The following is a 23014-nucleotide window of genomic DNA, read 5'->3' on the forward strand; positions in this document are numbered from 1 at the left end:
GCGGAAACGGACGAATCGTCAGCTGAACCGGCGACCCTCGTCCCGCCGGTACGCCCAGGCGGCGAGCGTGGCGAGCAGCACCACCCAGACGCCGAGCATGATCAACGAGAGTGGCTCGACGTCGTAGTCGCCCACCGCGGCCCACATCAGCTCGGCCGCACCCCTGGTGGGCAGGAACGGCGCGATCGTCTCGATGAAACCGGGTGCGTCCCCCGGCGCGGAGAGCAGCCCGCCGCCGAACGCGAGCGGCAGGAAGACGACCTGCGCCACCACGATCGCCGCCTTGCTCGGCAGCGAGTAGCCGATGGTGAGCCCCATCAGCGTGAATGGCACCGAGATGACGGCCACGGTGACGATGGCCAGCAGGAACGCCGCCGGGGTGATCCGGGCCGCGGTCAGGGTCGCGCCGATCACCACGACCGGGATCAGCGACAGGAACGTCAGCGCCAGGCCCGCCAGCACCCGGCCGGCGAAGCGGGGCGCCGGCCCGGCCGGCAGCGTCCGGGTGTACGGGCTCCACGGCTGGTCGCGATCCTCGGCGACGCCGACGCCGTACTGGAAGATGTTGGCGCTCATGACCGAGAAGGTGACCATCGACGCGGTGGCGAAGGTGGCGCCGACCGGATCGTCACCGGCGAACGGCACCACGAAGAAGATCATGGCGGCGGCCGGGAAGAAGGCGCTGCCGACGACGGCCACCGGGATCCGGATGAGCTCCAGAAGCTGGTAGCGGGCGTGAACCAGGGCGAGCTGCACGGTGCGCCTCCTCAGACGGCGGTGGGTCGGCCGCCGGCAGCGGCGGTGGGCTGGCTGTCTGCGGTGGGCTGGCCGTCGGCGGCACGGGTGGGCTGGCTTTCGGCCGTGGTGGTGGGGTGGGTTCCGGTGGTGGGCTGGTCGGTGCCGGTGATGGCGAGGAACGCCTCTTCCAGCGAGGTCGGCCGCACCTCCAGGTCGACGAAGGTGACCCCGGCGGTGACCAGGGCCCGGACCAACTCGTCGGCGTCGGTGGTGAGCAGGTGCAGCCGGCCGTCGATCCGTTCGGTGCGGACCACACCGGGCAGCTCGGGCAGCGCGTCGGCGACCAGGCTGACCCGACGTACGCCGACGATGCCGCGCACCGCCTCGACCGTGTCGTCGGCGAGCACCCGGCCCTGCCCGATCACCACCACCCGGTGCGCGAGCGCCTCCACCTCCTCCAGGTAGTGGCTGCTCAGCAGGACGGTCCCGCCGTCGTCGTGGAACGCGCGGATCGCGTCCCACAGCGTGTGCCGGGCGGCCACGTCCAGGCCGGTCGTCGGCTCGTCGAGCAGCACGAGCCGGGGCCGGCCGACGAATGCCAGCGCCACTGCCAGCCGGCGCCGCTGCCCGCCGGAGAGCCCACCGGTCTGCCGTCGGGCGAGGTCGCCCAGGCCGAAGCGGTCGAGCAGTTCGCCCCGGGGCACCGGGTCCGGATAGTGCGCCGAGACGAAGTCGACGACCTCGCCGACCCGGAGCGTGCCCGGCAGGCCGGTCTCCTGCGGGGTGACGCCGATCTGTCGGCGGGATGCCGGATCGCGGGGGTCGCCGCCGAACAACTCGACCCGGCCCGAGCTGGGACGGCGTAGGCCGACCAGCAGGTTCATCAGAGTGCTCTTGCCGGCGCCGTTGGGGCCGAGCAGGCCGACCAGTTCACCGGCGCGGACCTCCAGGTCGACGCGGTCGAGGGCGAGGACGTCGCCGTACCGGCGGCTGGCCTGGTCGGCGCGGGCGAGGGTCATGACTGCTCCTTGGTGGCAGTGGGGTCGAGCAGGGTGCGGATGGCTTCGGTGTACTCCTCGAACGCCAGCCGGCCGCGCCGGCTGAGCCGGATCAGGGTGGCCGGGGTGCGTCCACGGTGGGTCTTGCTGATCTCCACGTAGCCGGCGTCCTCCAGCTTGCGCAGGTGCACGGAGAGGTTGCCGGCGGTCATCGCGAGCAGTTCCTGCAACCGGGGAAAGGCGATCCGGTCGCCGTCGTTGAGCGTCGAGAGCGCGGCGACCACCCGCAGCCGGGCCTGCGCGTGGATGACCGGGTCGAGTTCGGTCACGACCGGTGTCGCTGTCGCCGCCGGGCGATCGTTCCGGCGGCCAGGATCCCGCCGCCGCCGGCCACCGCGATGACCAGTGCGTGCCAGCCCGGCCCGGCGATCGTGCCGAGCACGTTGCTCACGCTGATCCAGACGCCGAGCCGGAACAGGTCCCGGTCCAGCCAGATGGCTCCGCCGGCCATGTGCAGCGCGCCGGTCAGGCCAACGGCGGTCGCCGACCAGAGCAGCGCCTCCTGGTCGTGTGGCAGGTGCTCGGAGATCCGGCCGACCGCCGCGTACACGCTCACCGACCCCAGTGCCCAGGCGCAGCCGTACCAGCGTCCGCGTTGCGCGGAGTCGCCACTGACCTGCCCGTACGCCCGCGCGCCAGCGACCGCCTGGACCGCCGCGGCAGCCGCGAGCAGGACGAACAGGACGGTCAGGGGCAGCCACTCCGGTAGCCGGACCAACACCCGACCGTCGGGTGCGAAGCGCAGGAAGAACAGCCCGAAGCCGATCAGCCAGGCCACACCCCACGGCCAGTAGACCAGTCGGGCGTCCGGCTCCAGCCGACGTGCGGTGGCTGCCTGCTGCTCACGGATCAGCCGGAGCGCGGCTGCCGCGTCGGAGGGTGGCAGGTCATCGTTGGGTTCCACGCAAACTACTTTACGCCGCAAAGTCAATGCCCGGTGTCCCGCGCGCCGCGCCGGGGTACCGACAGCGGCGCGGGGTGCCTATGGTGGGGAGCCGTGGTGACTGACCGGTCGCACAGGACACAGAGGAGGGTCCGTGTCGAGCCCGAGCGGTGAGCTGGAGGTCGAGCCGGAGGCTCTGAAGGCGTTCGCGGCGGCGTCCACCGACCGGGCGGCCCGCTTTCGCGAACTGCACCGTTCGTTCGGCGACGGGCACGTGCCACGGCACGCCTTCGGTGTGATGCCGGCGTCGTTCAGCCTCGCGGCGACGTACGCCGAGCAGTTCGAGGCGTGCCTACAGGGGCTGGCCGATGGAGCCGAGGTGATGGCGGACATCGCCGAAGGACTCACCGACACCGCCGACTCCTACACGGGCTCCGACGTGGCCAACACGGACCTGTTCGTGCCCGGCCGTCCGCCCGCTCCCGACGTACTCGCTCCCGGCCCCTGGTCGCCGAGCCCGTCCTCGCCCGGCGACGCCGGCCGGACTGGGCAGGTGCCGGCGTGAGCACCGAGGCGTTGCAGCGCAACAAGACGTACTTCGAGCAGATCGTCTCGGGTACGCCCGACCCGTTCAAGCCGTTGTCCAACGCGGTGTTGTGGCCCTTCGAGCAGCTGCTCGAACTCGTCGCAGGCGAGCCGGACGACCTGATGCGCGCCGCCCAGCTCTGCCTGAGCACCGGTGCGGCGGTCCGCGAGATTGCTGGTGAGCAGGTGCAGCACCGGGCTCGCCTGCGGGGCTCCTGGAAGGGCGACGCCGCCGAGAGCTTCCACGCGTCGATGGAGTCGGTGGAGGAGGCGATCGAGGAGTTGGCCCGTGGGCTGGACGGCACCAAGGAGGTGCTGGTCGACGCGGCCAACGCGGCGGTCGACGCGTTCAACCTGCTGGTCGAGTTGATCCTCGAGTTCCTGCTCTGGTTCCTCACCGAGGTCATCATCGCGGCGGTGGCCGCGGCGCTCAGCGCCGGCATCTCGCTCGCGGCGACGGTCGTCCGGGTGCTGGCCAAGCTCGCTACCGTGGTGGGCCGGATGGTCAAGGTCGTCGCGCGGTTCGCCGAGATCCTGACGAAGCTGGCCGCCAAGATGCAGAAGGTCGCCGAGCTGCTGATGAAGTACCGCGAGGCGGTGCTGAAGATCCGCCAGGCGAAGAAGGCATACCGGATGTGGAACAAGTCCGGGTGGACGGCCGAGGCGCGGGCGTTCCAGATCGAGAAATTCAAGGTGCTCTTCCCGGGCAAGTTCCTCATCAACCAGGCGTCCCCGGTGAACATCCCCGGCATCGGCGGCGCCCTGCTGGACACCGGCGTCGGGCTGCACGACATCTCCGACGGCACCAAGGACCGCAACTACCTGGTGGACGGCACGTACCGCGAGGATCTCGGCCCGTACACCAAGGGCGTGCAAAATATCTTCGACTCCATCCTGACCTGAGAGGGACCGACATGACCTTTCCGGGTCTGGACCGCATCGAGGCGCTGGCCCGCAACCTGGACGGTTGGCAACGTGAGCTGGCCGGCAAGATGGCCGAGATCGAACAGAGCAACGCCGAGGGTGTGAGCGACTCCGGGTTGGTCCGGGTCACCGCCGCCGCCGACGGCACGATCGTGTCGACCGACCTCGACGCGCGGGCCATGCGTTTCGACTCGTACACGCTGGCTGAGGAGTTCACCGCCGCCGCCGGCCGCGCGCAGGAGGCTGCCGCCGCCCGGGTACGCGAGCTGGTGGGCGAGGTGATCGGCGACGCGCCCGCTGCCGGACGACCGACCGGCGACCGCCCGGATCGATACTGATCCGATGGCCGACATCAGCTACCAGGAACGGCTGACCCAGCTCGTCGAGCCGGGTGAGCAGCTGCTCGCCGTCGCGAAGGCGAGAATCGCCCAGGGCGCCCTGCCGCCCGACCCGCCGATCGAGGAGCAGCCGGCCACGTCCCGCGGCGGCGGTGGCGTCTCCGGGGCGCTGCTCAACCTGCTCTCGCCGATATTCTCCTTCCCGGCGGGAGACCGGATCGTCGATCGCCTGGCCTACGGAATCGCCGGCCGGGGAGCGCCCGGCTCGTCCGCCTCCACGCTGCAGTACGCGCGGCGGCCGGTGCCTCCGGCGACCACCATCGAGGACACCATCCTCGCCGTCACCGACCGGCGGATGCTCGTGTGCGCGTCCGGGCCGTTGAAACTCTGGTCGAACCGGGCCGACGACGAACGGGCGGCGGCCGAAACCCGGATCGTCTGGTCGACGCCCCGCGCCGCGGTGGCCGACGCCCGGGTGGGCTGGCACCGGCTCAACCCGAAGCGGCTCCGGATCGAGTTCGTCGACGGCTCGTGGTTGGCCTTCACGGTGCCGATCGCCGAGCCCGGCAAACCGCTGCGCGACATCGCCTCAGCCCTGACCGGTCGCTGACCCGACCCGCGGCGGCGCCAGCCCGCAGCGGCACGCAACGGGTTTGGTCGAGGTTTACAGCGATGCCGGCTGTAGTGGCCCGGCCTGCGGTGGTGTGGCCTGTTGCGGTGTGGCCTCGGGCGGTGCGGCCTCGGGCGGTGCGGCCTCGGGCGGTGCGGCCTCGGGCGGCGCGGCTTCCGGCGGCGTGGTCAGCAGCGGCGCGGGCAGCGGTTCGCGGTGCAGCACCGAGAGCCGGGACACCGCACGGGTGAGCACCACGTACAGCCGGTGCAGCCCGCGCGGCTCGGCCGCGACGATCGCGGCCGGCTCGACCACCACCACATGGTCGTACTCCAGGCCCTTGACCAGCGTCGCGGGCACCACGGTGACCCGCTCCGCGGCCACCACGTCGTCGGCGGTCGCGGTCGCGACACCGGCGGCGGCGAGCGCCGCGCGCAGCCCGTCGACCGCGTCGTCTGCGGCGATCACACCGACCGAGCCGTCGTGGGCGAGCGCCGCCCGCACGTCGTCCACCGTCGCCGACGTCAGGTCGGTCACGGTACGCACGTCCAGGCCGCCGTCTCGGCGCAGCGACTCGGCCGGCGGCACGTTGACGGCGAGTGCCGGCAGCAGCAGGTTCGCGAACGCGACCACTGCGGCGGGCACGCGAAAACCGACCGTCAACGGAACCACCACGGCGTCCGGCTTGCCCAGGTGAGCCAGGGATTCCCGCCAGTCCGTCGCCGCCCACGGCGTGGTGCCCTGAGCGAGGTCACCGAGGAGGGTGACCGAGCCATGCTCGCTGCGCCGGGCGATGGCCCGACACTGCATCGGGGAGAGATCCTGCGCCTCGTCCACCACCACGTGCCCGAACCCGGAGGCCCGCTCCAGCAACCCGGCCGCCTCGTCGATCAGCACCGCGTCGGCGGTGGTCCAGCGGGTCGCCTTCGCGGTACGGGCCGGCTTCACCCAGGTCAGCAGCGCCTGCTCGGCGTCGGTGAGCAGACCATCCGCTGCGGCGGCGAGTCGAGTCGGGTCGGAGAGCAGGCCGTACACCAGCCCTTCCGGGGTGAGCGCCGGCCAGACCGCGTCCAGGAGGTCGACCACCGGCCGACAGCGGCCCATCCGGCGTAGCCACGCATCGCTGGGTGACTCCGCGCGCCGCGCCTCGGCCTGCCGTTGCAGCAGACTCACCACCCGCGCGCGGACCCGCTCCCGGCCCGTGCCGTACGGCAGCCCTTCCCGACGGGTCTCCTCGACGATCCGATGTAGTGGGTCCAGCCCGATCCGCCACCGGAACGAACCGTCCGACACCGTGATCGAGTCGGTCGGCGTACCGATCTGAGCCTGCACCGCGCGCCGCAGCACGTCGGCCATCCGCACGTCGTGCTTGAGCGTGGCGACCGCCGGCGCCTCGACCGCCCGGACCGGCACCCGCGAGATCAACTCCTCGACGGTGGCCTGCTCGACCTCGACCTCACCGAGCGCCGGCAGCACCGCCGCGATGTACGACAGGAACGCCCGGTTCGGCCCCACGATCAGCACACCCGCCCGCCGCAACCGCTCCCGGTGCAGGTAGAGCAGGTACGCGGCCCGGTGCAGACCAACCGCCGTCTTCCCCGTGCCCGGTGCCCCCTGCACGCAGATCGAGTCGGCCAGATCGGCCCGGACCAACTCGTCCTGCTCAGGCTGGATGGTGGCCACGATGTCCCGCATCGGCCCGACGCGCGGCCGTTCGATCTCGGCAGTCAGGATCCGGCTGGTCGTGCCCAGCTCCTCGCCCCGATCGAGCCGCTCATCCTCGAAGCTGGTCAGCACCCCGTTGCTGAACCCGAACCGCCGCCGGACCGCCACCCCCTGCGGATCGCGCGCACTGGCCCGGTAGAACGACCGGGAGACCGGCGCCCGCCAGTCCAGCACCAACGGCTCGCCCCGCTCGTCGGTGACGTGCCGCCGGCCGACGTGATACCGCCGACCGTCATGATCGGTGCTGGTGCTGGTGCTGGTGCTGGTGCTGGTGCTGCTGCCGCTGCTGCCGCTGCTGCCGCTGCTGCCGCTGCTGCCGCTGCTGCCGCTGCTGCCGCTGCTGCCGCTGCTGTCGCTGCTGCCGCTGCTGTCGCTGCTGTCGCTGCTGTCGCTGCTGCCGCTGCTGTCGCTGCTGTCGCTGCTGCCGCTGCTGTCGCTGCTGTCGCTGCTGTCGCTGCTGCCGCTGCTGCCGCTGCTGTCGCTGCTGTCGCTGCTGTCGCTGCCGCTGCTGCCGCTGCCGCTGCTGTCGCTGCTGTCGCTGCTGCTGTCGGTGCCGCTGGCCTCGCGGTTCGGGCTACTGCTGTCTTTGCTGCCCAAGGTTTCGCGGTCCGGGCTTCCGGCGAAGTCGAGGCGGCCGAAGAAGAGCGGCGTGGTCGGGTCGTCGGCCAGTTCGGCCACCCGGCGGGCCAGCGTGCGACCGAGTGTCTCCGCGGCGTACGCGTCGCCGGCCACCTGGTCGCCCGTGGCGAAGAGGGATTCGGCTCGTTCCCGCATCCGCCGCAGCGCCGCACGCGAGGTGGCCAGGTGTGCGCGCTCGGCGGCAAGGTCCTTGTCGAGGTGGGTGTCAAGGTCAGGTGCGGGCATGCTGACGTCCCATCGTCCACAGCTGCTGCTCGCTCGCGTGTCCGGGGGCGGATGGCCGGCCGCCCGGCGCGGCGACGTCCGTTCCGGTGCAGCTCACCTCGGCCGTCAAGCGGGGTGCAACCGTACGCTCCCGAGCCTGTCCCTGCCACCGAATTACCGATGCGGCCACCCGGAAGAGACGGCGTGGCGCCGCGACGGCGGGATGGCACGCCGACGAACAACCGCCCGATCCGCTGTGCTGTCCGAATCTCCGTGTCGCCCGATCCGCTGTGCTGTCCGAATCTCCGTGTCGCTCGATCTGCTGTGCTGTCCGAACCTCCGTGTCGCTCGGTCTGCTCTGTCGTCCGAACCGCTGGTCGCTCGAACTGCTGTGTCGCTCGATTCGCTGTGTCGGCCGTGCCTTTCGGTCCCGGGGGGTGTTTGTCGCTGAGCCCGCGCTGGATCCCGAGGTGGGCGCTGCGGCCCATCGCGGTGGACGGCAATGCCGGCGGGTGGCTGAGGTGGGCCGTTTGTCTGGTCCGGTGCTGCGTGTGTGGTGCTGTCGGCTTTAGCAGCGGCGATGGTAGAGGTTGCGCCGTGGGACGCGGTGCGGGTCGAGCCAGCGGGGCGGAAGAAAGTCGGGCTTGCCGTCCGGCGCGATGCGGACCGCCCAGTCACCCTGGTGAATGAGGCGATGGTGGTGGCCGCAGAGCAGGACCGCGTTGCCCAACGCCGTTGCGCCACCATCGGCCCAGTGCTGGACGTGGTGGCCATCGCACCATCGGGACGGCCGGTCGCAGCCGGGGAAGGCGCAGCCACCGTCGCGCAGCACCAGCGCGCGACGCAGTGGCCCGGTGAAGAGACGGCGTTGACGCCCGACGTCCAGGACCTGACTGTTGCCGCCAAGCACGGCCGGCAGCACTGCGGCATCGCAGGCGAGTCGGCGGATCGCGCCCGGTGTGAGGCGTTCGCCGGTCTCCAGGGCGCCCGCGCGTACGCCGTTGACCAGCGCATCCAGCGAAACGGTCACCACCAGTTGTGGGCGGTCGCCGCCGTTGTCGGGCAGATGGCCGGTGCGCAGCGCCAGCCGACAGATCTCACCGAGCGCGTCCGCCCGGCGTTGGCCGGGACTGCGATCGTCGTGCACTCCTGCGGGGGCGCACAGCGGATCGATCGCTTCGCGCAGCAGGCTCGCCGTTTCGGTGTCGAGGCTGCCGCTGAGACGTACCTGCCCATCCTGCTGGTCGGAGAGGGTGACGTGCCGGCGGGTCTCGGCCCGCTCGGTGGCCCGCTCAAGGGCTGCCAGCTCAGCTTGGTCGGCCAGGTCGGGGGCGACGTGCGCGAGGACGCGCTCCCCGAGACGGCTCAGGGTCGCCGGATCGAACCTGTCGGCCCACGCGATCAGCAGATGGGTGGCCTTGTCGGTCACCTCCGGCCCCGCCTCGACAGGAAGGGCGGCGACGGTCTCCGCCACGACGCGGCCCTGTTCGACGGTGATGATGCCGCCATGCAGGGCATCGCGGACCGCTGGTGGCGCGGCGTCGAGGGTGGCCGCGAGCTGAACGAGCTGACGGGCAGATCGCCCCGAAAGCCGGAGCCGATCCCGCAGCCAGACCGCGGTGGACGAGGCACCTTCGGTGACGGCCAGGCCGCGGGCGTCCAACTCGCGCACCAGACCCATCTCGACGGCGGCCAGCCGCTGCGCCGCAGCGTGCGCAGCATCGAGCGATGCGAGCAGCTCGGCGTCCGAGAGCGCCCACAGGGAGGCCGCGACACAGTCGTCGACGGCACCACTCGCCTGCGACAACGCCCTCAACATGAAGACAAGATAGAACATGTGTACGACATTTTTGTGCCCCGTTCGGCCAGGTTGCGGTCCGCCTCGCCCGCGTCGGGAGTTGCCGGCGGGCTGCCTGCGGTCAGAGCCTCTGCCAGGTGCCAGGTGCCAGGTGCCAGGTGCCAGGTGCCAGGTGCCGCCGCACCCGCGCCCGCCGCGCCGCCGTGCCGCCGCACCCGTGCCCGTGCCCGCGCCCGCGCCGCCGCGCCCGCGCCGCCGCGTTGCCGGTCGCCGCCGCAGCCACGTCCTCCGCCGGCCGCAGCAGCGTCCTCCGCCGATCGCCGCACCGCCGGTCGCTGCCACTCCGCCGCCGACCAGCGCCGTCGCTTGCCGTCACTGTCGCTGGCCGCCGCCATTCAGCGCGGGTCGTGGACGCCGGACGTGTGCCGGCAGAGCGCGGGGTGATGGCGGGTCGGGTGGGCGGCCGGGATCATGGGGTCATGACCGACGCCCGTCCCGAGCCGCGCCGAATGATCAGTGACCCGCAGGTGATGCGGGCGCTGGCTCATCCGGCCCGCATCGCGATCATCGAGTATCTGAGCAGCCGCGAGGGTGGCGGCACCGCCACCGAGTGCGCGGAGATCGTCGGGCTGTCGCCGAGCGCGACCAGTTATCACCTGCGGGCGCTGGCGAAGTTCGGGCTGGTGGAGCAGGCGCCGAGCCGGGGGGACGCCCGCGAGCGCGTGTGGCGTACGTCGAATGTCAGCTGGATGGTCGACGCGGGCCGCGAGGCCGGGCCCGAGGCGCGGGCTGCGGAGCAGGCGCTGGTGGAGGCGCACGCCGTCCGGGCCATGGAGCGGACCAGGGACTGGTTGCGGCGCGCCGGGGATGAGCCCGCCGAGTGGTACGACGTTGCGCTGTTCAACGACACGCTGGTCCTGCTGACGGCGGAGGAGTTGGCGGAGTTGAACGAGGCCGTCGTGGCGCTGCTCAGGCCGTACCACCCTCGTCGGCGATCCGACCCGCCGGAGGGCGCTCGTTCGGTGGCGGTGCAGTACCGGGTGGTGCCGCTGGCCTGAGGGGGTTGTGTCGATCAGTTGTGAAGGATTATTTTCGAAATATGTCCTTCACAACTGATGAGTCGCGCTGGACAGACGTCTGGTTGGCCGCCACCGCACGCGGGACCACGATCTGCGGCGACTTCCTCGCCGCCACCGCGCTCGCTCTGGCGCTGCAGGGAGCCGGCGCCGGTGGGCTCGCCGTCTCGGGGCTGCTGCTCGCGGCCACCCTGCCGCTGGTGGTGCTCGCCCCGCTCGCCGGCCGCGTCGCCGACCGGGTGGACAGCCGCACCCTGCTGGTGACCGTCGGGGTGGCTCAGGCCGCCATCTGCACGATGCTCGCCGTCACCAGCCACCCGGTCCTGGTCGTCGGTCTGGTCACGCTGCTCGCCTGCGGGCTCGCGGTGACCCAGCCCTGCCTGGCGGCGCTGCTCCCAGCGATGGTCCGCCCGGCTGACCTGCCCCGGGCGAGCGCGATCAGTCAGACCGCCGTCTCCCTCGGCGCGCTCGGCGGTCCGGTGCTGGCCGGGCTGCTGGTGGGGCAGTTCGGCACCCGCGTACCGCTGCTGGTCGACGCCGCGACCTACCTGGCGCTGGTGGTCGCCGGCCTCCTGCTGCGGACTCGTCGCGGCGGCCGCCCGACCACCGCCGCAGCACGGACCGCACCCGCCGTTGCCGCGTCGGCCGCGTCGGCCAAGCCCGCGCCGACCGCGCCGACCGCGCCGACCGCGCCGACCGCGCCGACCGCGCCGACCGCGCCGACCGCGCCGACCGCGCCGACCGCGCCGACTGCGCCGACCGCGCCGACCGCGCCGACCGCGCCGACCGCGCCGACCGCGCCGACCAGGACCGTGCTGGCCAGGAGTGCGTCGACCGCGTCGACCGCGCCGACCGCGCCGACCGCGCCGACCGCGCCGACCGCGCCGACCGCGTCGACCGCGTCGACCGCGCCGACCGCGCCGACCGCGTCGACCGCGTCGACCGGGGCCGTGCCGACCATGCCGGCCGGCGCCGCGCTGGCCGCGTCGGCCGGGTCCGTGCCGGCCGGGGCCGCGCCGGCCGTGGCCGTCGCCGGTGCGATGGCGTCCTTCGGTGGTACGGCCCAGGGCTGGCGGCTGCGCCGGGATCCGTTGATGCTCGTCATGGTGGTGAGCACTGCCGTGGTGATCGCGGCGGTCGGCGGCATCAACGTGATCGAGGTCTTCTTCATTCGGGAGACGCTGAACGGCTCTGCCACCACGTACGGCTTGGTCGGCGCAGCATGGATGGCCGGCATGCTGCCGGGCGGCTGGTACGCGGCGCGGCTCGCACGTCGGTTCCACGACGACGGTGCGCTGGTGCGCGGGGTGCTGGTCACGCTGGGTGGGTGCAGCCTGATGGTGCTGCTGGGGGCGACGGTGCCGGCGGCGGCTCTGCTGGTGCCGCTCTGGTTGGTGGCCGGCGCGGCCAACGGCGCGGAGAACGTGTTCGCCAACCTTCTTACCGCTCGTCGGGTGCCGGAGGCGATGCGTGCCCGCGCGTACGCCAGTTATGGCGCGGCGGTGCAGGGTGGCTCGATGGCGGGCTACCTGGTCGGTGGCGTGTTGCTCACGGGAGTTCCGCCCCGACCGTTGATCGCGGCGGCCGGCGCGGCTGGGTTGCTGGTGGTGCTGGCCTTCGTGCCGATCGTCGCCCGGGCGTTACGCGGGCCGGTGAGTGGCGATCCGGCCGTACCCGAGCGTGGCTCGCCCGGCGGACGAGAGCGCCAGCCGGGTGCGGGGTTGGCCACTTCGGGCCGGCCCGGCGAGCCGGAGCCAGAGGGCGGGGATACGGTCGGGTCATGGCTGAGCGCATCGCACGCCCGCGGGTCGGGCACATCCAGTTCCTGAACTGCCTGCCGATCTACTGGGGTCTGATGCGCTCCGGTGCCCTGCTCGACGTGGACCTGCACAAGGATTCGCCCGACCAGTTGAATGCCGCGCTGGTCGCCGGTGACCTGGACATCGGGCCGATTTCGCTGGTGGAGTACCTGCGGCACGCCGACGAGTTGCTGCTCCTGCCGGATCTGGCCGTGGGCAGCGACGGTCCGGTGCTCTCGGTCAACGTGGTCTCCACCCGACCTCTCGCCGAGCTGGATGGCACCCGGGTGGCGCTCGGCTCGACCTCGCGGACCGGGGTGATGCTGGCCCAGTTGCTGCTCGCCGAGCGTTACCACGTACGCCCCGACTACTTCCGCTGCCCACCGGACCTGACCCAGATGCTGCTGGAGGCCGACGCCGGGGTGCTGATCGGCGACGTGGCGCTGCGGGCGCTCCATGAGGCGCCGCAGCGGGGTCTCATGGTCACCGACCTTGGGCAGGCGTGGCGGGAGTGGAGCGGGTTGCCGATGGTCTTCGCCGTCTGGGCGGTTCGTCGCGACTTCGCCGCTGCCCACCCGGGCCTGGTCAAGGAGGTGCACGAGGCGTTCCTGCGCTCCCGGGACCTCTGCCTCGCCGAGTTGGACCAGGTCGCCGAGGCGGCGGCGCGGTGGGAGACGTTCGACGCCGCGACGCTTGCCACGTACTTCCGGACCCTGGACTTCTCGCTCGGTGACCGGCAGGTCGCCGGGCTGCGGGAGTTCGCCCGCCGCGCTGCCGCGATCGGTGAGGTGCCGGCGCTGCCGGACGGCGGCCCGGAGTTCTTCGCCGGCTGAGCCGCCGGGCCACCGCGCCGCAGGGCGCGGGAGGGTGGCTCAGGTGGCGGGGCGGAGCAGCGCCTCGGTGATTTTCTCGCAGTTCTTCATGCCGTAGTCGTAGCCCCTGTCGATCGGGTACTTGACCATCACGCCCATCGTCCAGGTGTCGCCGATGGCCAGGCAGTTGATGTGCATCTCCTGCTCCTGGGTGCGGTCGATCCACCCGTTCTTGATGGCGATCTGCTTCTGCTCGGCGGCCGGGAAGGCCTTGCGAATGCCGAAGTCTCCCGCGCCGCGGACCAGCTTCATCTCGTTGAGCAGCCACTTGGTCCACTTCGGCCCGGCGGCGGTGCCGGTGGCGATGCAGTTGCCCAGCCGGGCGGTGTCGCGAGGGGAGAGTGCCGTCCGGCTCCAGCCCTTGTCGGGGGCGACGCTGCTGTCGGTGAGCTTGCACATGGAGATCAGCCGCCGGATCGAGGCGTCTCGGCCGACCGAGTTGTAGAACTGCTCGGCGCGGGTGTTGTCGCTGTCGCGGATGATCTTCGTGGCGTCGTCCAGCTTCGCGTCGCTCGGCGAATCGCCGTCCTCGGCCGTGCGGCGCAGGTAGTCGGCGACGATCCACGACTTGATCATCGAGGCGGTGGTGCTGGTCTCGTCCATGTTCTTCGAGCCGATGATCTTCCCGGTGCGGCGGTCGAGCACGCTCCAGGAGTACCAGCCCTCGATGTCCAGGTTGAGGTCCTTGGCAGCGAACGGCAGCGGCTCCAGCGACGGGCTGGGGCTCGGCGACGGCGAAGCCGGCTGGCGGGCGCTGCGGCCGGTGGCCGCACCGGTGGACCGGCTGGCCGCGTCGGAATCACCCCACTTGGCGGCGGCCTCAGACTCGAATGGCGACCCGGGCAGCAGTCGCAGCGACACCAGCACCAGCCCGATCAGGATGACCGCGATGGCGATCAGCCGCAGCGGGGCCGCGTCGCCGCCGCCGCGTCGGTCAGCCCGACGGTTGCCGGCCATCAGAGCGCGTCCGGTTGTTGCGGCACCTTCAGCGCGGCGCCCGGCTGCGGGGTGACGAGTTGGGTGGCCACGCTGGCACAGACCTGCGCGCCGTAGTCCAGGGGGAGCTTGGCGTAGTTGTAGCGCAGCATCACCGCGAGGCTCCACTTGTCGTTGACCGCGAGGCAGGTGACGTGCCAGTTGCCGTCGTAGTTGAGCGGGGTCCAACCGTTCTTCATGCTGACCGGGCCCTGCGCGGTGATTGACTTCGGCAGACCGTCGATGATCCCCCAGCGCCCACCACCCGAATCGGACTTCTGGTCCTTGTCCGCGGTGGTGCCGCGAACCTTGCTCATCTCGTTGAGCACCCACTTGGTCCATTTCGGGCCGGCGGCCTTACCGCTGGCGATGCAGTCGCCGAGCCGGACCGCGTCGCGGGGAGACATCCTGGTGAAACTCCAGTAGCCCTCGTACTTCGGCACATTGCCCCGCTTGGTGTCGGTCAGCCCGCAGATCGTGATCGCCCGCTGGATGACCGGGCTGGGCTGCCCGTTCGGCAGTGGCTTGTAGGAGCCACCGGCAGCGGCGTAGACCTTGTTGGCGGCCCCGTCGTTGCTGTCCCGGATGGCAGTGACGGCCATCTTCTTGAGGGCCTCGCTCGGCTCCTTGTCACCGAGCTGCCGCAGATAGTCCGAGACGATCCACGCCTTGATCATCGACTCGGTGGAGCTGGTCGCGGTCATGTTCGGTGACCCGGAGATCTTGCCGGTCGTCCGATCCATCAGCGCCCACGAGAAGAATTGGCCCTTGAAGGCCACCGACACCGGGCCAGCGGCCAGTGTGGGTGGTGGCGGCGGGGTGGGCGAGGGCGCGGCGACGCTCGCGGCGCCGCCTCCGCCTCCGCTGCTGCCGCCGTCGGAGAGTCGGGCGTACGCGGCGGGGACCAGCAGGACGCCACCGAGAAGGACCGCCACGACGGCGAACACCATGGTCACGCGAGATCGCATGATTTGGGTGAGCTCCAGATGTCAGGGCCGGGGGGACCGGCTTGTTGTCCGGGGCGATCGGTGCGTTCGCCGAGCCACGGGGGAGGTGGCCTCTGTGGAACCGACGATTGGCGACAGCCGATCGGTTGACCGGCAGAAGTCTACGTCCGGACCGGCCGGGCGGCAGGGTCCGGCACCTGGCAACACGCCGTATCGGTGGGAAATCAGGCTTATATGTGTCTTGTGTGAGGTTTCACGTTGGGGCAGTGATCTAAGTCATAGGCGAGTCGGTAGCGATGCGTGGCTAAAAAGTGCCGATCCGTGACGGAAGGTGACTCGGGTTTCCTGTTACACCCCCTAGTGCATCAAGGCGCAAGCTGTAACACTTGCCTCATGTATGGCAGCGACTTCTCCGGATCGGACGACGCGCCCGGCGCTGGCCTGCTCGGCGAGGTCGAAGCGGCCGAGGCCGAGTTGCGTGCGGCCGCCGCGCGTCAGCGCCGGGGCGGACCAGCGCCCGACGAGGACCTGGCGGCGTACTTCGCCGAGGTGGTCGACGCGGAGCAGAAGATCGAGCCGCGCGACTGGATGCCCGACGCGTACCGCCGGACGCTGATCCGACAGATCGCCCAGCACGCCCATTCCGAGATCATCGGCATGCAGCCGGAGGGCAACTGGATCAGCCGGGCGCCGTCGCTCAAGCGCAAGGCGATCCTGTTGGCCAAGGTGCAGGACGAGGCGGGCCACGGGCTCTACCTCTACGCCGCCGCCGAGACCCTCGGCATCAGCCGTGACGAGCTGGTCCAGCTGCTGCTCGACGGCCGGCAGAAGTACAGCTCGATCTTCAACTACCCCACCCTGACCTGGGCCGACGTGGGCGCGATCGGCTGGCTGGTGGACGGCGCGGCGATCGTCAACCAGGTGCCGCTGTGCCGCTGCTCCTACGGCCCGTACGCGCGGGCGATGATCCGCGTCTGCAAGGAGGAGTCGTTCCACCAGCGCCAGGGCTACGAGATCCTGCACACCCTCGCGCACGGCACCCCGGGGCAGCAGGCGATGGCCCAGGACGCAGTAGACCGCTGGTGGTACCCGTCACTGGCGATGTTCGGCCCGCCGGACGGCGACTCCACCCACTCCACCCGGTCGATGGCCTGGAAGATCAAGCGCTTCTCGAACGACGATCTGCGTCAGCGCTTCGTCGACATGTGCGTCCAGCAGGCCGAGATCCTCGGGCTGCGCATCCCCGATGACGACCTGCGCTGGAACGAGGAGCGGCAGGCGTACGACTACACCCAGCCGGACTACGACGAGCTGATGCGGGTGATCTCCGGGGACGGGCCGTGCAACCGGGAACGGATGGCGCATCGCCGGGCCGCACACGCCGACGGCGCATGGGTACGCGAGGCCGCCGCGGCGTACGCCGCCAAGCGGGCGGAGAACAGGGAGAAGGTAGCCGCGTGAGCACCGAACACTCGCCGCTGTGGGAGGTCTTCGTGCGGGCGCGGCGCGGGCTTTCGCACACCCACGTCGGCAGCCTGCACGCCCCCGACGCCGAGCTGGCCCTGCGCAACGCCCGGGACCTCTACACCCGCCGGCAGGAGGGCGTGTCGATCTGGGTGGTGCCGGCCGGCGCGATCACCGCGTCGAGCCCGGACGAGAAGGACGCCTTCTTCGACCCGGCCGCCGACAAGGTCTACCGCCACCCCACCTTCTACGAGGTGCCGGACGGGGTGGCTCACCTGTGAGCGAGCGGAGCGAGCGAACCAGCCAGCTCAGCGGGGTGGCGGCGTGAACGGGCCGTACGACTTCACCCTCGCCCTCGGCGACGACGCGTTGATCGCGGCGCAGCGGCTGGCCGAGTGGACCACCCGTGCGCCGGAGATGGAGGAGGACATCGCGCTGGCCAACATCGCCCTCGACCAGCTCGGCGCGGCCCGCCTGCTGCTGTCGTACGCGGGTGAGCTGGAGGGCGCAGGCCGCGACGAGGACGCGTTGGCGTACCTGCGCGACGACCGCGAGTTCCGCAACGTGCTCCTGGTCGAGCTGCCCAACGGCGACTTCGCGGTGACCATGGCGAAGCTGTTCTTCCTGGCGGCGTACCAGCTGCCGCTCTACACGGCGCTCGCCGGATGCGCGGACGAGCGGCTGGCCGCGATCGGCGCGAAGGCGCGCAAGGAGTCGGCGTACCACCTGGACCACGGCGCGCTGTGGGTGAAGCGGCTCGGCGACGGCACCGAGGAGTCGCACCGTCGGATGCAGGCCGCCGTCGACCAGGTGTGGCCGTACACCCATGAACTGTTCGCCGCGGACCCGGCGGCGCCGGTCGACCCGGCCACCCTGCGACAGACGTTCGACGACACCGTTGGCCCGGTGTTGGCCGAGGCGACGCTCACCCGGCCGGAGGACGGCTGGGCCCCGGGCGGCGGGCGGGCCGGCGTGCACACCGAGCACCTGTCCTACCTGCTCGCCGAGATGCAGGTGCTGCACCGCGCCCACCCTGGAGCGCAGTGGTGAATCCCAGGGAGGCGGCCGCGTCGGTGGTGGACCCGGAGATCCGGGTGATCACCATCGACGAGCTGGGCATCCTGCGCGCGGTCGACGAGGATCCGGCCAGCGGCCGGGTCACCGTCACCATCACGCCGACCTACACCGGCTGCCCGGCCATGGACGTGATCCGGGCCGACATTCGGCGTGCGCTCGCCGGTGCCGGTCACCCGGACGTCGAGGTCCGCACGGTCTACAGCCCGCCGTGGAGCACCGACTGGATCTCCGACGGTGGGCGGGTCAAGCTCGCCGCCGCGGGGATCGCCCCGCCTGCGCCGGTGCCCGCCCCCGGCGTGGTGTCGTTGACCCTCGCGGTCCGCTGCCCGCAGTGCGGCTCGCCGGAGACCGAGCAGGTCAGCCGGTTCGGCTCCACCGCGTGCAAGGCGTTGTGGCGGTGCCGCTCCTGCTCCGAACCCTTCGACCACCTGAAGGCACTGTGACAGTCACCATCTCCCGGCCGGTCCGCCGTCGGCCGGTCTTCCACCCGCTGCCGGTCTCCGCCGTCGACCGGCTCACCGACGATTCGGTGGCGGTCACGTTCGCCGTACCGGAGGAGTTGCGGGACACCTTCGCGTTCCGCGCGGGCCAGCACCTCACCGTGCGCCGGGTGACCGACGACGGCACGGACGTGCGCCGGTCGTACTCCATCTGCTCCACCCCCGACGACCTGGCCCGGCACGGCCGGTTGCGGATCGGGGTGCGGGAGATCCCCGGCGGTGCGTTCTCGGCGTTCGCGTGCGGTGCGCTGCGCGGTGGCGACACGGTCGAGGTGCTGCCGCCGCTGGGCACCTTCACCACAGCGTTCGCGCCGGACCGGGTGCGGCACTACGGCGCGGTCGTCGCCGGCTCCGGCATCACCCCGGTGCTCGGGCTGGTCGCGACCGCTCTGGCCGCCGAGCCGGCCAGCACCTTCACCCTGGTGTACGGCAACCGCACGGCGAACACCGTGATGTTCGCCGAGGAGTTGGCCGACCTGAAGGACCGCTATCCCACCCGGCTGCACCTGGTGCACGTGCTGTCCCGGGAGCAGGGCGAGTCGCCGCTGCTCTCCGGGCGGATCGACGCCGAGCGGCTGGGCCGTCTGCTGGACACCATCGTGCCGGGTGACGTCATCGAGGAGTGGTTCCTCTGCGGCCCGTACGCCATGGTGGTCGACGCCCGGGACGTGCTGACCGCGCGAGGGCTGCCCGAGTCGGCCGTGCACACCGAGCTGTTCCACGTCGACGCGCCGCCGGAGCCGGTGCGCCGTCCCGTCGATCAGGCCGGCGCCGGAGCCGAGGTGACGATCGTGCTGGACGGTCGGTCGTCCAGTTTCACGATGGGTCGCGAGGAGCGGGTGCTGGACGCCGCGCTGAAGGTGCGCGGCGAGCTGCCGTACGCCTGCAAGGGTGGCGTCTGCTCGACCTGCAAGGCGAAGGTCGTGGACGGCGCGGTCACGATGGCCCGTAACTACGCCCTGGAGCCGGACGAGCTGGCGGCGGGCTACGTGCTGACCTGCCAGTCCAGCCCGACCACCGACAAGCTCACGGTCGACTACGACGCGTGACGTGTAGGACACCTCGTACTACACTCGTCGCATGGAGCAGGTCGCGGTCCGAGAGCTGAACCAGCACACCAGCCGGGTGCTGGCCCGTGTGCGTGCCGGCGAGACTGTCGAGGTGACGGATCGCGGCGAACCCATTGCCCGGCTGGTTCCGATCGTCGCCGGTGGAGCTCTGCTGTCCCGGCTGGTCTCGGAGGGAAGGGCGACGGCACCGACGGACGGCGGCCCGCTGCCGCTACCCCCTGTGCTCGGTGACCCTGCGATCGACGTGGCCGCCGGGCTCGCCGCCGCGCGCGAGGAAGAGCGCTGGTGATCTACCTCGACTCGGCCGCGATCATCAAGTTGCTTCGCCGCGAGCCGGCGACCGAGCAGTTGATCGCTTGGCTGAACGAGCGGTCCGGCATGTCGCTCGTCGCTTCCGCGCTGGTGGAAGTCGAGGTGCCGAGGGCGTTGCGTCGGTCGGCGCCGCTCGCTCTGGTTGGCGTGCCGGGAGCGCTGTCCCGCCTGTATCGCGTGGAGATCGACGCCACCGTCCGGGCTGCCGCCGGGGCGTACGGAGATCCGCTGCTGCGGAGCCTCGATGCCATCCACCTCGCCACGGCGGAGGTCCTCGCCGCGCAGTCCGGGTCGGACTTCGCCGCCTTCGTCACCTACGACCGTCGTCTCCTGAACGCGGCGAAGAGTCTGGGGCTGCCGGTCGCGAGCCCGGGGATGGACTGAGGTCGACTCGGGGGGCTCCCGTCACTGGAGTCGGAGGGGCGTGCCGGCCGCCGGAGGGCCGACGTAGGCTCGGGGGCGTGACGGTGAGCCGGGAGATCGACGACATCCTGCAGCGTGGCGCGGACGGCGGGCGGATCACGCCCGAGGAGGCACTGCTGCTCTACACCGAGGCGCCCTTCCACGCGCTGGGCGAGGCGGCGGACGCGGTGCGCCGGCGGCGCTACCCGGACAACGTCGTCACCTACCTGATCGACCGCAACATCAACTACACGAACGTCTGCGTGACGGCGTGCAAGTTCTGTGCGTTCTACCGGGCGCCGAAGCACTCCGAGGGGTGGACCCACCCGACCGAGGAAATCCTGCGTCGCTGCGCCGAGGCGGTCGAGCTGGGCGCGACCCAGGTGATGCTCCAGGGCGGGCACCACCCGGACTACGGCGTCGAGTACTACGAGGAGCTGTTCTCCTCGGTCAAGCAGGCGTACCCGCAGCTGGCCATCCACTCGATCGGCCCCAGCGAGATCCTGCACATGGCCAAGGTGTCCGGGGTGAGCCTGGACGAGGCCATCGCCCGGATCAAGGCCGCCGGCCTGGACTCCATCGCCGGTGCCGGCGCGGAGATGCTGCCCGAGCGCCCGCGCAGGGCCATCGCGCCGCTCAAGGAGTCGGGCGAGCGCTGGCTGGAGGTCATGGAGCTGGCCCACCGCCAGGGCGTCGAGTCGACCGCCACCATGATGATGGGCACCGGCGAGACGCACGCCGAGCGGATCGAGCACCTGCGCATGATCCGCGACGTGCAGGACCGCACCCGTGGCTTCCGGTCGTTCATCCCGTGGACGTACCAGCCGGAGAACAACCACCTCAAGGGCCGCACGCAGGCGACCACGCTGGAGTACCTGCGTCTGGTCGCGGTGGCCCGGCTCTTCTTCGAGACCGTGCCGCACCTGCAGGCGTCCTGGCTGACCACCGGCAAGGACGTCGGGCAGCTCGCCCTGCACATGGGCGTGGACGACCTCGGCTCGATCATGCTGGAGGAGAACGTCATCTCCTCGGCCGGCGCCCGGCACCGCTCCAACCTGCACGAGCTGATCGGCATGATCCGCTCTGCCGACCGGATCCCGGCGCAGCGGGACACCCTCTACAACCGGCTGGCGGTGCACCACACGCCGGCCGACGACCCGACCGACGAGCGGGTGGTTTCGCACTTCTCGTCGATCGCGCTGCCCGGCGGCGGTGCCGGCCGGTCGCTCCCGCTGGTCGAGGTCAACTGAGGGCTTGTCGTGGCCCGGCCGTTCGGCTGACCGGGGGTCGTGCACCCGCGCGGCCGGTTCGGCGGTACGGGTTGTCCCTGTCGTCGCAGCGCCAGGCTGCCCGCTGCGGGGCTGGTGGAGATGATCGTGGGCGGCTACCGTCCGGGCTCATATCCGTCTCACCATCCACCGTTTCACGCGGTCGGATGGGTGCTGTTCCGGGATGGTCCTCCATCGACCCGTGAGGGGTCGTTCATATAACGCACGGCGGTACGGGCGGGATGGGTGACCATTCCGCCCGTTCCGTTTGTCCGGTCCGGTCCGGACGGTTGAAAACCGTCTCCCACGGTGGCGCGGGAGATCGACCTTCGATAACGTCCGCTCGTTCCACACATTTTCTCTTCCCTATCCCCCGGGGGACCGATGACAGCGTTCCACCGCTCGACCCTGGCTCGCGCTGGCGTCGTGGCCCTGCTCGCGGCCGGTGGCCTGGCCACCGTCGCCGCCCCGGCGCAGGCCGCAGCCGAGGCCGACCTGGCGCTCCAGCCGTTGAGCTACCAACTGGCACAGGGCGTCAAGGAGGCCAAGGCCAAGCCGTTCAAGTTCCAGGTCGACAACACCCGGAGCACGGTCGACGCCAAGGACGTCCGGGTCACCGTGGAGACCAAGGGCCTCAACCGCAAGGTCGGGTTCCTCGTCCCTGTCGGGTGTGACGTCACCGGCACGACCTTCAGCTGCCTGCTTGGCGATCTGGCCGCCGGCACCACCGAGGACTTCGGCATCCCGCTCTTCTCCACCGGTGGTCGTGGTGACGCCGGCAAGCTGGTGGTCACCATCAGCTCGGCCACCACCGACCCCAAACTCGACGACAACACCGTCGAGCACGAGATCACCGTCACCGAGCCCGGCTACGACCTGACCGCCTGGGTGCAGGACGTCTACGCCAACGTGACAGTGGACGGGGACGAGGCGGGCGAGCCCAACCTCCGGCCCCTGAAGCCCGGCGAGACCGCACCGCTGGACTGGGCGATCTACAACGACGGCAGCCGCAAGGCGACAGGCGTGGCGTACGGGATCACCCTGCCGGCCGGCGTCACCTTCGCCGAGTTGCCGGAGGGCTGCGTCGAGCAGCCGCTGGGTGGCTTCGCGAACGCGTACTGCGAGGACAGCGGCGTGGTGCTGAAGCCGGGGCAGTTCTACACCGCCGGTGTCCGGGTGAAGGTCGGCGCGGACGTGACCGAGTCGGTGCTCCGGCCCGGCTTCCTGTGGGCCTTCGGTCTGGACGCCGCCGCGGGCAGCCCCGAGGAGCAGCCGAAGGTGGCCACCGGCGCGCAGCGTCGGGCGTTCACCGAGGCCGACGAGGTGGACAACAGCGCGCAGTTCGACGTCTTCGTCGACCTGACCGTGCAGCCCACCCCGACTCCGACCCCGACGGCGACGCCCACGGCGGACCCGACGGCCACCCCGACCCCGGGCGGCACGACGTCGCCGGACGCGACCACGTCCCCCGGCGTGACCACGTCGCCGGCCGCCGGTGGCGGTTCCGGTGGTGGCGGTCTCCCGGTGACCGGTGTGCAGGTCGGCCTGATCGGCGGCATCGGCGGCATCATCCTGCTCGTGGGCGGAGCGCTGCTGGTGCTCTCCCGTCGGCGCAAGGTCGTCCTGGTCGCCCCGGGCGACGAGAAGTCGACCGACTGACCGAGGCGTGACGCGAGGGCGGGGTGGGCGACCACCCCGCCCTTTCGCGTGCCAGGGCACAGCCGCGCGCCGCGCGCCGGCCGTGCCGCGT

General features: G+C 71.5%; 23 protein-coding genes and 1 pseudogene. 16 read left to right on the plus strand and 8 right to left on the minus strand.

The window, feature by feature from the left end; all coding sequences use genetic code 11:
* Positions 1 to 18: 18 nt before the first annotated feature.
* Genes ABZ808_RS11405 through ABZ808_RS11420 form a run of 4 tightly spaced genes read right to left on the minus strand, consistent with a single transcriptional unit; the run spans position 19 to position 2700 of the window.
* Positions 19 to 756: an ABC transporter permease gene (locus ABZ808_RS11405; protein WP_357003900.1), complete on the minus strand. Its 738-nt coding sequence runs from the start codon at positions 754 to 756 to the stop codon at positions 19 to 21.
* Between the two features lie 11 nt (positions 757 to 767).
* The gene (locus tag ABZ808_RS11410) at positions 768 to 1757 is read right to left on the minus strand and encodes an ABC transporter ATP-binding protein (RefSeq protein WP_357003902.1); all 990 of its coding nucleotides are present in this window, start codon (positions 1755 to 1757) and stop codon (positions 768 to 770) included.
* A complete protein-coding gene (locus ABZ808_RS11415; protein WP_357003904.1) occupies positions 1754 to 2065 on the minus strand; it encodes a transcriptional regulator in 312 nt (103 codons plus the stop codon). The genes ABZ808_RS11410 and ABZ808_RS11415 overlap by 4 nt, the downstream gene beginning before the upstream one ends.
* Complete coding sequence (locus tag ABZ808_RS11420; protein WP_357003906.1) at positions 2062 to 2700, minus strand: transporter; 639 nt, start codon at positions 2698 to 2700, stop codon at positions 2062 to 2064. Before ABZ808_RS11420 ends, ABZ808_RS11415 begins: the two co-directional genes overlap by 4 nt.
* A 133-nt stretch (positions 2701 to 2833) precedes the next feature.
* On the opposite strand from ABZ808_RS11420, the gene ABZ808_RS11425 reads away from it, so the two are divergent.
* Genes ABZ808_RS11425 through ABZ808_RS11440 form a run of 4 tightly spaced genes read left to right on the plus strand, consistent with a single transcriptional unit; the run spans position 2834 to position 5136 of the window.
* Entirely contained in the window at positions 2834 to 3244 is a 411-nt protein-coding gene (locus ABZ808_RS11425) for a type VII secretion target (RefSeq protein ID WP_357003909.1), read from the plus strand.
* Entirely contained in the window at positions 3241 to 4167 is a 927-nt protein-coding gene (locus tag ABZ808_RS11430; protein ID WP_357003911.1) for a WXG100 family type VII secretion target, read from the plus strand. Before ABZ808_RS11425 ends, ABZ808_RS11430 begins: the two co-directional genes overlap by 4 nt.
* An 11-nt stretch (positions 4168 to 4178) precedes the next feature.
* Complete coding sequence (locus ABZ808_RS11435) at positions 4179 to 4526, plus strand: YbaB/EbfC family nucleoid-associated protein (RefSeq protein ID WP_357003914.1); 348 nt, start codon at positions 4179 to 4181, stop codon at positions 4524 to 4526.
* A 4-nt stretch (positions 4527 to 4530) separates the two neighbouring features.
* Positions 4531 to 5136 (plus strand): hypothetical protein, encoded by a 606-nt coding sequence (locus tag ABZ808_RS11440; RefSeq protein ID WP_357003918.1) that lies wholly within the window; start codon positions 4531 to 4533, stop codon positions 5134 to 5136.
* A gap of 201 nt (positions 5137 to 5337) precedes the next feature.
* On the opposite strand, the pseudogene ABZ808_RS11445 reads toward ABZ808_RS11440, so the two are convergent.
* Both ABZ808_RS11445 and ABZ808_RS11450 read right to left on the minus strand, forming a co-directional pair.
* Positions 5338 to 7725, minus strand: a pseudogene (locus ABZ808_RS11445) (AAA family ATPase); the annotation flags it as partial.
* Between the two features lie 547 nt (positions 7726 to 8272).
* Positions 8273 to 9523, minus strand: a complete 1251-nt coding sequence (locus ABZ808_RS11450; protein WP_357003920.1) for a DUF222 domain-containing protein — start codon at positions 9521 to 9523, stop codon at positions 8273 to 8275.
* A 458-nt stretch (positions 9524 to 9981) separates the two neighbouring features.
* Between ABZ808_RS11450 and ABZ808_RS11455 the strand changes: the two genes are divergently transcribed.
* The 3 genes from ABZ808_RS11455 to ABZ808_RS11465 are packed head-to-tail and all read left to right on the plus strand — an operon-like array spanning position 9982 to position 13210.
* A complete protein-coding gene (locus ABZ808_RS11455; protein WP_357003923.1) occupies positions 9982 to 10560 on the plus strand; it encodes a winged helix-turn-helix domain-containing protein in 579 nt (192 codons plus the stop codon).
* A gap of 41 nt (positions 10561 to 10601) precedes the next feature.
* Positions 10602 to 12407 carry an MFS transporter gene (locus ABZ808_RS11460; protein WP_357003925.1) on the plus strand — a complete coding sequence of 602 codons (1806 nt, stop codon included), beginning with the start codon at positions 10602 to 10604 and terminating at the stop codon, positions 12405 to 12407.
* On the plus strand, positions 12359 to 13210 hold the full coding sequence (locus tag ABZ808_RS11465; protein WP_357003927.1) for a menaquinone biosynthesis protein: 852 nt from the start codon (positions 12359 to 12361) through the stop codon (positions 13208 to 13210). The genes ABZ808_RS11460 and ABZ808_RS11465 overlap by 49 nt, the downstream gene beginning before the upstream one ends.
* 39 nt (positions 13211 to 13249) lie before the next feature.
* Here ABZ808_RS11465 and ABZ808_RS11470 read toward each other — a convergent pair whose 3' ends face one another.
* Entirely contained in the window at positions 13250 to 14206 is a 957-nt protein-coding gene (locus ABZ808_RS11470; RefSeq protein WP_357003930.1) for a hypothetical protein, read from the minus strand.
* Complete coding sequence (locus tag ABZ808_RS11475; protein ID WP_357003932.1) at positions 14206 to 15192, minus strand: hypothetical protein; 987 nt, start codon at positions 15190 to 15192, stop codon at positions 14206 to 14208. The genes ABZ808_RS11470 and ABZ808_RS11475 overlap by 1 nt, the downstream gene beginning before the upstream one ends.
* A 372-nt stretch (positions 15193 to 15564) precedes the next feature.
* On the opposite strand from ABZ808_RS11475, the gene paaA reads away from it, so the two are divergent.
* The 9 genes from paaA (at position 15565) to ABZ808_RS11520 (ending at position 22923) form a co-directional block, all read left to right on the plus strand.
* The gene (gene paaA / locus ABZ808_RS11480; RefSeq protein WP_357003935.1) at positions 15565 to 16632 is read left to right on the plus strand and encodes a 1,2-phenylacetyl-CoA epoxidase subunit PaaA; all 1068 of its coding nucleotides are present in this window, start codon (positions 15565 to 15567) and stop codon (positions 16630 to 16632) included.
* Entirely contained in the window at positions 16629 to 16916 is a 288-nt protein-coding gene (paaB, locus tag ABZ808_RS11485) for a 1,2-phenylacetyl-CoA epoxidase subunit PaaB (RefSeq protein WP_139585175.1), read from the plus strand. Before paaA ends, paaB begins: the two co-directional genes overlap by 4 nt.
* 43 nt (positions 16917 to 16959) lie before the next feature.
* Positions 16960 to 17685, plus strand: a complete 726-nt coding sequence (gene paaC / locus ABZ808_RS11490; protein WP_357003940.1) for a 1,2-phenylacetyl-CoA epoxidase subunit PaaC — start codon at positions 16960 to 16962, stop codon at positions 17683 to 17685.
* Complete coding sequence (gene paaD, locus ABZ808_RS11495) at positions 17679 to 18155, plus strand: 1,2-phenylacetyl-CoA epoxidase subunit PaaD (protein ID WP_357003943.1); 477 nt, start codon at positions 17679 to 17681, stop codon at positions 18153 to 18155. Before paaC ends, paaD begins: the two co-directional genes overlap by 7 nt.
* A complete protein-coding gene (gene paaE, locus ABZ808_RS11500; RefSeq protein ID WP_357003946.1) occupies positions 18152 to 19261 on the plus strand; it encodes a 1,2-phenylacetyl-CoA epoxidase subunit PaaE in 1110 nt (369 codons plus the stop codon). Before paaD ends, paaE begins: the two co-directional genes overlap by 4 nt.
* Before the next feature lie 31 nt (positions 19262 to 19292).
* On the plus strand, positions 19293 to 19571 hold the full coding sequence (locus tag ABZ808_RS11505; RefSeq protein WP_053652219.1) for a type II toxin-antitoxin system prevent-host-death family antitoxin: 279 nt from the start codon (positions 19293 to 19295) through the stop codon (positions 19569 to 19571).
* Positions 19568 to 19978 carry a type II toxin-antitoxin system VapC family toxin gene (locus ABZ808_RS11510; protein WP_357003950.1) on the plus strand — a complete coding sequence of 137 codons (411 nt, stop codon included), beginning with the start codon at positions 19568 to 19570 and terminating at the stop codon, positions 19976 to 19978. The genes ABZ808_RS11505 and ABZ808_RS11510 overlap by 4 nt, the downstream gene beginning before the upstream one ends.
* Positions 19979 to 20055: 77 nt before the next feature.
* Positions 20056 to 21246 carry a cyclic dehypoxanthinyl futalosine synthase gene (gene mqnC / locus ABZ808_RS11515; protein WP_357003953.1) on the plus strand — a complete coding sequence of 397 codons (1191 nt, stop codon included), beginning with the start codon at positions 20056 to 20058 and terminating at the stop codon, positions 21244 to 21246.
* Between the two features lie 402 nt (positions 21247 to 21648).
* Positions 21649 to 22923 (plus strand): LPXTG cell wall anchor domain-containing protein, encoded by a 1275-nt coding sequence (locus ABZ808_RS11520; protein ID WP_357003955.1) that lies wholly within the window; start codon positions 21649 to 21651, stop codon positions 22921 to 22923.
* The last annotated feature ends 91 nt before the right edge of the window (positions 22924 to 23014 follow it).

The organism is Micromonospora sp. NPDC047527 (genome assembly GCF_040643015.1).
GTDB lineage: Bacteria > Actinomycetota > Actinomycetes > Mycobacteriales > Micromonosporaceae > Micromonospora.

Bases quoted from the DNA above. Each gene is read 5' to 3' on its own strand.
- ABZ808_RS11475 (WP_357003932.1), bottom strand. From the start codon at position 15,192: ATGCGATCTCGCGTGACCATGGTGTTCGCCGTCGTGGCGGTCCTTCTC.
- ABZ808_RS11455 (WP_357003923.1), top strand. From the start codon at position 9,982: ATGACCGACGCCCGTCCCGAGCCGCGCCGAATGATCAGTGACCCGCAG.
- ABZ808_RS11465 (WP_357003927.1), top strand. From the start codon at position 12,359: ATGGCTGAGCGCATCGCACGCCCGCGGGTCGGGCACATCCAGTTCCTG.
- ABZ808_RS11505 (WP_053652219.1), top strand. From the start codon at position 19,293: ATGGAGCAGGTCGCGGTCCGAGAGCTGAACCAGCACACCAGCCGGGTG.
- ABZ808_RS11460 (WP_357003925.1), top strand. From the start codon at position 10,602: ATGTCCTTCACAACTGATGAGTCGCGCTGGACAGACGTCTGGTTGGCC.
- ABZ808_RS11470 (WP_357003930.1), bottom strand. From the start codon at position 14,206: ATGGCCGGCAACCGTCGGGCTGACCGACGCGGCGGCGGCGACGCGGCC.
- paaA (WP_357003935.1), top strand. From the start codon at position 15,565: ATGTATGGCAGCGACTTCTCCGGATCGGACGACGCGCCCGGCGCTGGC.
- ABZ808_RS11520 (WP_357003955.1), top strand. From the start codon at position 21,649: ATGACAGCGTTCCACCGCTCGACCCTGGCTCGCGCTGGCGTCGTGGCC.
- ABZ808_RS11440 (WP_357003918.1), top strand. From the start codon at position 4,531: ATGGCCGACATCAGCTACCAGGAACGGCTGACCCAGCTCGTCGAGCCG.
- ABZ808_RS11410 (WP_357003902.1), bottom strand. From the start codon at position 1,757: ATGACCCTCGCCCGCGCCGACCAGGCCAGCCGCCGGTACGGCGACGTC.
- ABZ808_RS11450 (WP_357003920.1), bottom strand. From the start codon at position 9,523: ATGTTGAGGGCGTTGTCGCAGGCGAGTGGTGCCGTCGACGACTGTGTC.
- ABZ808_RS11435 (WP_357003914.1), top strand. From the start codon at position 4,179: ATGACCTTTCCGGGTCTGGACCGCATCGAGGCGCTGGCCCGCAACCTG.